At 33.3% G+C, this 7672-nt stretch carries 5 protein-coding genes and 1 pseudogene; 2 read left to right on the top strand and 4 right to left on the bottom strand.

From position 1 onward, the window contains the following. Positions 1–39: 39 nt before the first annotated feature. Positions 40–1527, top strand: coding sequence for a carboxypeptidase M32 (locus MKY27_RS01075; RefSeq protein ID WP_339196993.1), 1488 nt, complete (start codon positions 40–42; stop codon positions 1525–1527). Between the two features lie 417 nt (positions 1528–1944). Here MKY27_RS01075 and MKY27_RS01070 read toward each other — a convergent pair whose 3' ends face one another. Continuing rightward, on the bottom strand, positions 1945–2559 hold the full coding sequence (locus MKY27_RS01070; protein ID WP_079523288.1) for a CoA pyrophosphatase: 615 nt from the start codon (positions 2557–2559) through the stop codon (positions 1945–1947). A 139-nt stretch (positions 2560–2698) separates the two neighbouring features. Between MKY27_RS01070 and MKY27_RS01065 the strand changes: the two are divergent. After that, positions 2699–3232 (top strand): annotated as a pseudogene (locus tag MKY27_RS01065) (ABC transporter substrate-binding protein); the annotation flags it as partial. 397 nt (positions 3233–3629) lie between these two features. Here the strand turns inward: MKY27_RS01065 and MKY27_RS01060 are convergent. The 3 genes from MKY27_RS01060 to MKY27_RS01050 all read right to left on the bottom strand — a co-directional run bounded on the left by MKY27_RS01060 (position 3630) and on the right by MKY27_RS01050 (position 7470). Further along, positions 3630–4727 carry a hypothetical protein gene (locus MKY27_RS01060; RefSeq protein WP_339196990.1) on the bottom strand — a complete coding sequence of 366 codons (1098 nt, stop codon included), beginning with the start codon at positions 4725–4727 and terminating at the stop codon, positions 3630–3632. A gap of 96 nt (positions 4728–4823) precedes the next feature. After that, positions 4824–5966: a DGQHR domain-containing protein gene (locus MKY27_RS01055; RefSeq protein ID WP_339196987.1), complete on the bottom strand. Its 1143-nt coding sequence runs from the start codon at positions 5964–5966 to the stop codon at positions 4824–4826. Beyond that, positions 5956–7470 carry a hypothetical protein gene (locus MKY27_RS01050; RefSeq protein ID WP_339196984.1) on the bottom strand — a complete coding sequence of 505 codons (1515 nt, stop codon included), beginning with the start codon at positions 7468–7470 and terminating at the stop codon, positions 5956–5958. The genes MKY27_RS01055 and MKY27_RS01050 overlap by 11 nt, the downstream gene beginning before the upstream one ends. Positions 7471–7672 lie beyond the last annotated feature (202 nt).

Below are 7672 nucleotides of genomic sequence, written 5' to 3'. Positions count from 1 at the left end.
GTACTATATAATAAATGTGAAAGGAGTGGGTGATATATTATGCAACAAACTTTTATTAATTATGTGAAGAAAATGCAAAACTATTCAGAGGCGCTTTCCGTTATTTATTGGGATATGCGTACAGGGGCTCCTCGAAAAGGGTTGGAGCAACGTGCGGAAGTAATCGGAACATTGTCCGCAGAATTATTTGCTCTTCAAACGAGTGACGAACTGGGAAAATTGCTGTCTGAGCTTCAAAATGAGAAATTGGACTTTGTGACGCAACGTCTGTATGAAGAAGTTAAGAAAGAATATGACGAGTCTAAAAAGATACCAGCTGAAGAATTTAAAGCTTATACGATTTTAAAAGCAAAATCGGAAGCAGCTTGGGAAGAGGCAAAAGAAAAGTCGGATTTTCAGATTTTCCTGCCGTACTTAAAAGAAGTAATCGATTATCAGAAGCGGTTTGTTCAGTACTGGGGTATTAAAAATGGTTCTGCCTATAATACATTATTGGATAAATATGAACCGAATATGACGACGGATACGCTTGACGAGTTATTCGGTGAGCTGAAGGCAACAATCGTTCCTTTAGTAAAGGCTATCGGTGAATCAAAAAACAAACCGGATACTTCTCTATTATTTAAACACTTCCCGAAAAGCGGACAACATGCTGCTTCACTGGAATTATTGAAACAGCTTGGCTACGACTTTGAAGCTGGCCGTTTAGATGAAACGGTCCATCCTTTCATGATCGGTTTAAACAGCGGAGATATTCGGATTACGACAAAGTATGATGAAAATGATTTCCGTTCTGCTGTTTTTGGCACAATTCATGAATGCGGACATGCTTTATATGAACAAAATATTGATGCTTCATTAAACGGCCTGCCATTATCTACAGGTGCTTCAATGGGAATTCATGAATCTCAATCACTGTTTTATGAAAATATTATTGGACGGAACGAAAGCTTCTGGAAACATCATTACGCTATTTTACAAAAGCATTCTCCGGAACAATTTGGGGACGTACCTGCTGATGAATTTTTAAAAGCGATCAATTTCTCAGAGCCTTCGTTAATACGGATTGAGGCAGACGAGCTTACTTACCCGCTTCATATTATGATTCGCTATGAAATTGAGCGAGAGATTTTCAATGGGGACTTACAGGCGGAAGACTTACCGCGCGTTTGGAATGAAAAATACGAAGAATATTTAGGGATACGTCCACAAAATGATGCAGAAGGTGTACTGCAAGATATGCACTGGAGTGACGGCAGCTTTGGCTACTTCCCAAGCTACGCGCTGGGCTTCATGTATGCTGCGCAATGGAAACATGCAATGGATCAGGACATTCCAAACTTCGATGAGCTTTGCGAACGCGGAGAATTAGCTCCTATTAAAGATTGGCTAACAGATAAAGTCCATCAGTTCGGTGCATTGAAAAAGCCGAATGAGTTAATTATGGAAGGTACCGGTGAACCGCTTTCCGCAAAATACTTGGCCGACTACTTACAGGAAAAATATACAAAGCTTTATAATCTGTAGTTTTATAAGCGAACCTTTTCTTATAAAGGTTTGCTTTTTCCATAAAAAAACCCGCTACATTTAATATGCAACGGGTGATTACGGACTTATGAAAATATTTTTTGCAGCAGTTGATATCCTAAACCTTTAAATGCGATATCTAAAGCTGAAGCTATCACAATCACTACAACTACTCCTATATAAAGCATCTTTTTCCCTTTCATAAATGCCTCCTGATTCTTTGATTGATAAGATTCCCTGTTCTCTGTACTGCTTTGTTTAAGCTATATACAATTCTTTGTTTCTTCGCGTCTCTCTTAGGACAATACACTGATTTTACCATAGCATTTGCATATTTTCCCTCTTCATTAAATTTATTCGTCATTAATAGAAAGCATAGTAAAAGGCGTCTCCCCGGTAATGAGAAGGCGCCTAATCTTATTTTAACTTTTCAATAAAGTGCTTTAACAATCGTGCGGTTAAACCCCAAATTGTGTACTTTCCATATTCATAAAACCATTCTTCCATCCGGCTTGAACGCCATTCGTAATTTTCGCCGTTCGCAATTTTATCATACGGAAAATCAATCGGAGGCTTCGGTTCAACCGGAACATAATGCACATACGGCTCATGCGTCAGCAACCAGTTTAACGGGACTGTAAACAGTTCTTCGACTTCATCCTTATTAAATGTATTCAGTTCCGACTGCTCGATGATCCCGATGAACGGATAGACAACAAAAGCCGGTGATATAACAAATGGACTGAGATTGCCTATTAGTTCAATCGACTGTTGATCGATACCGAGCTCTTCATGTGTTTCACGAAGCGCTGCAGCGAGCGGCGATTCATCTGTCTCATCAATTTTTCCGCCCGGAAAGCTAATATCGCCAGGTTGTTTGCGCATTGTTAACGCACGCACCTCAAACAAAATATGCCACTCGCCCTGTTTTTTTACAAGCGGGATGAGCACGGCCGACCGAAAAGCAGTGTCTTCCCCTAAAAACAGAGGCTGCGGTTTTGCAAGCTGTCCTTTCAGATGATTTAAATCCATAACATTCTCCACCTTACTAAATAGTTATCTTTATCGTACCATGACCGCCTTGCATGGTGAAATGGAAATATGGAAGTAACACCTCTCACCCCTTTACTGCATACGATACAACAACACTATTAGAGAAAAGGATGACCAAATGAAATGGCTTAGAACCGCCCTTTTCGTTGGGCTTTTATTGTTGTTGGTCGGCTGTGGACAGAAGGATTTACAGGAAGTAAAAGTAGGCGAAGTAACCCGTTCTATTTTCTACGCTCCTCTTTATGCAGCGATTGAAGAAGGCTTTTTTGAAGATGAAGGTTTATCGATTCAACTGTCAACGATCCCTGGCGGAGACAAAACGATGACCGCGCTTTTATCGGACGGCATTGATATTGCCTTAATTGGAGCTGAAACGTCGGTTTATGTATCAGGTCAAAATCCAAACGATAAAGTAATCAACTTTGCACAGCTAACACAAACAGACGGAACATTTTTAGTTGCGCGTGATCAGAATATCGACTTTAGCTGGGATGGTTTAAAAGGCAGTACATTTTTAGGTCAGCGTGTTGGCGGGATGCCGCAAATGGCCGGCGAATTTGTGCTGAAAAAACAAGGGATTGACCCGCATAATGATTTAACTTTGATTCAAAATATTGATTTTGCTAATATTGCGAACGCCTTTGCTTCAGGGTACAAAAAACACTACCTATAAGCACACCAACCAATTTCAAGGAATTTTTGATATTAAAATCGGAATAATGTTAGTAAATCTGTTTCACCTTACATACAAGCCCTTTGACATCAAGGGTTTGACAGGGGTATCACATCCTTCCTGGCGTAAGGTGAAAGTGTGTATTATCTACCATGATATGTTCCAAAAGTGAAATAAATCAAGGTGTTTGGAAATCGCAGCTGTAACATATTGAATGACAATTTATCATTTTCCATATAATTGCGTTAGCAAAATGTTAGCATATATTCACATACTCTACCTCTGCGGAGTGTATGTGGCAACACATGGTGCTGGTGGGTTTACCCCTTTATTTATAATATACTTATCATTTTGATTAAAATATAATAGATACCAATTAAAAATAATCAATACAAGTGTACACTAAAAAACTAACGCTACTTATTAGACCTATGATATAAAATACGAAGAATGTCGTTGCTGTATATCCTTCACTCTTAGTAAAAGGTTTATATCCGCCATTTTTCAAATCGTAATTAATTGCTACCCATTCTAAATCATATAAGGATACCGGCAATTTCTTTTCAATCGCACTAATAACACTTATCTTACTCCGATTTAATTTACCATAAGAATTCAGTACATTTTTCCACGCTAAGCTATTTATAACACCTAAAGAGCTTATAATGAATCCAATTATCCCTATCATTATCCCCTTTAAATCCATAAGTGTAACTAAAGTTGTGAACAATGTTGCCATTAATGTATTGGCCGTAATATAAAAGCTATTTATTGCTTGCCGACGCTGCATTAAAGATTCCGAAGTTTGAATGAAAATTTTATATTGCTCTAACAATAATTCTGGATTTTTTTTATGAATATTTTCTTTAATTACTCTTAATTCATCAAATTCAAACTGTTCGATTACTTCATTTATTTCGTGTAAATCTTTTTTGATATCTGCTTCCATTAACTGATTTAAATAGGGGTCTTTAATTTTAAATCGTTTTGAAATATCTTCAAAAGAATGAAAGTCATATAAAGTATCCAAAAATTCTTTTCTCGTTTTCCCTTGTTCTATAAACTTTTTAATCTTATGAATATCCCAAATACTACTTTGTATACAATGCTCTATATCAATTAATGCAAGTTTCCTCTCTAAATCCAAATCTAGAAAAACCTCATATATTTCCATTAAAAACTCTAATTTTAATCTACTTATATTTACGATAGGTTTTCCCAAGCTTTTTGCTTTTTTTAGTTCCCATAAAATATTTTTACTAATAGGAGCATTGTTGCTAATAAATATAATAATATGGCTGTCCTTAATAGCATTTTTAGCTAGATATTTCCAAGATAATAAGTTATCATTTTCTTTTAGATATTTAAGCTTTATTTTAGAGTTCACTTTTTTAAAAATAGCGCTTAATCTTTCATAAGATAGCTTTTCGCTATCTTTAAAATCATTAAAAGAATGTACTAAAAATATCTGCATTTCATTTCCCTTTCTTTTTCATCTCTAACAATTCCGTCAATATATTCATACTGTATATACCAGCATATTAGTGTGATATGAAATACTTGGTTAGTATTAATTCTTTTCCTCCCAAAATTCTTTAGGATCCTTACTTAATATAATTCCCACCGCTTTATTAAAACCAGATTTTGATGTTAATCCGGAAAAAGGTCCTTTTGCTTTCCAATCTTCGTATTTGATTGGACTTTTCAAAAGTATTTCTTGATAGCTCTCTAAAGTATTAACTCTATCTCTTTTGATACATTCCATCATAATTTGATGTAATGCATTAACCCCTGTGGTTTTTTGAATATAAAAATTACTATTAAATCTAGATTCATTATCGTCATTTGTAAAAGCCATAGGCCAATGTCGATATGTTATTTCCCATGCTCGCACTAAAAATTCAGTTAGTTCTATTGATATACTTTGAATTTGATCAATTGTGGGAGATATAAAAATTCTGTCATAGCCTTTAGCTTCTATAAACGTTTTAATTAATGGATTTAAAGAATTTTTAAATGCTGCTACTCCTATAATTCCAGAGTTCACATTTGATGTTACATCTACCTTAATTGCCCCAAACCATATATTCACAAGAGAAACATGCTTTAATTCATTAAGATTATATGCAACCTCTACGCCCACATGATCTAGTATCTCCTGCTGACTAATGCTTGGTAAATAGTGAAGTCTATAATTATATTCTGCCAATAACGTTAAATCTGTAGTTATTTTCTTAGCCTTAGAATTTATATCTGTAAAAACTTTAATCTCTTTAATACGGTCTATATCTTTATTTACTAAGATAATTATATTCAAACTATAATCTAATAAGTTACTATTTTTAGTAGCAGCCAATTCTAATGCTGCTAACCTATGTTGTCCATCAACAACACTAAACATAGGTTCTTCAGATTGTAATAACTGGCTAATTGGAAAATCGACTATTGATTCTTCTTGATTTATGTCAATGAATTGTTTTATAAATTCCTCACTAACTCCAAGTACAATAGCTGTAGGTAACGTAACTTCACCTGTTAGTAATTTTCTAGCCAAATCATAATAATGTTTTTTATCTAATTGTCTTTGATATCCTAAGGGGTTATCTTTATGATATATCAATGGTTTAGCAATTTCATTTACATGTTTAAACGGTAAAACAGTACTTAAATATAATTGATTTTCTTGAATATATTTAAACGCTTTAATCTCCAAAACCATCCACCTCCATTAAATTTGAAATTTTCTGTTCGAAACCTTTATGAATTTCTTTTAACCAACTTAACTTCTCAACATCATTACCTGCAATTTCTATTTCAACTTCTCTAAATAAATCTTCTAGCCGCTTTAATTCTCCTAATGTATCTATTACTAAGTTTAGTGTTTCACTTTTTAAAATTAATTCCCTTTCAAAACTAGCAAAGGCAAAGTTTAGAGTTAGATTTTCTAATAGTTTCCGATACTTTTCATTTTCCATATCTGAATCTTTATTTAATAACACTCCATAAACAGTAGCAAAATAATCACTGATTTTTTTATATGTATAATGATTTAGGTAAACTTCAACGTTCGGACAAGAATTTAAAATTCCGTATATGACCTCACTCATTCCTATTATGTAATCATCATTTTTCACAAAATGTCTGACTAAATATTCTATATAAAGGTCTATATATTCTTTTAAATTAAGGTCTTGGCTACAATTTTGATTTTGCTGGTTTTTAAAACTTTGGAAAACTATCTCGTTAACAAGGGTATCATAATTTTTTCTATGAAAGTCAGTATAAACTTTAGATATACCTTCTAATTCACCTTTTATAATTGTAGGATTCACAACGTATTCTTTGGATATTTTCTCTCTTTCACAACTATATGAATCCGCCATGTAATTATAAAAATCTACATGTCTGCTAAAATCAAAAGAAAATTCCACTTTAAACAATTCCTTTATGAAATCTTGATATTCTTCATTTAATTTTCGTAAAAGTATTATTTTATGTTCTTCTTCTTGAAAGTCTAACTTAGAGTTCCTAATAGAAAATAGTAATCCATCCACCTCATGTAATAATTTACCAACCTTATTCATAGTGCTTTGTACTGATTTTCTTACAGGTGTAATATCATAATCTTTATAAAACATTTCATGATCCATATCTGCCCAGGCAGATTCAATTTGGCTTTTTATTTGTAATTCGAAGTTGTATTTATTTTTATATCTACCTTTAATGTTATATATATCCATACCATTCTTCATTGGTTTAGGTTGTTTATGAAAGTCTTTAAACTCTATATCATTACTTTTTAATAGATTTAAATTTCTATTTAGTAATTCATAAATTTTTTCACTATCATTTTTGACTTGTGTTAAAATTTTAATCCCTATTAAATCATCCATTTCCAATAAATACTCTTCTATTAATTGCTTTCTTTTTTTAGGTTCTTGTCCTTCAAGCATTTCAGCTATTTCCCAAATTAGATTTTTCCTGAAAAATTTTTCTTCTAGGCTCCGACTTTTCTTAATTCTAATTATAAAATCATAATAAGTTCCTGAATGAACATTATTTGAATACACCAACTCACTCTGGACTTGATTATCTAAAATTACTTTCTTTAAATGTAACTTTATTTCTTCTTTCGCAATTATTAAAAGGTTCTCTCGAAATTCATCATTGTATATATCTAATATTTCTCTAGTTTTTTCTTCACATACTATTTGCACTATACATCCTCCTTTATTTCTCCTAATAATGATTGTTATTCTTGATAATTGCTAGGTCTAGTAACAGAGATTAAACGCTCGATTTAGAGTATCATGCTTGTCACTACGGATAAAGCCGGGGTTTTTCAACTAAAAAACATAGTATGTTAAGTAGTTCATGGATTAATTAATAAATGGTCCAATACTCGGTTGCGATATACTG

Origin of the sequence: Solibacillus sp. FSL R5-0449, assembly GCF_037975215.1 — a bacterium.
In the GTDB taxonomy this organism is placed as follows: Bacteria; Bacillota; Bacilli; order Bacillales_A; family Planococcaceae; genus Solibacillus.
The sequence above is the reverse complement of the archived record's forward strand: the minus strand, read 5'-3'. Positions and strand labels throughout refer to the sequence as shown.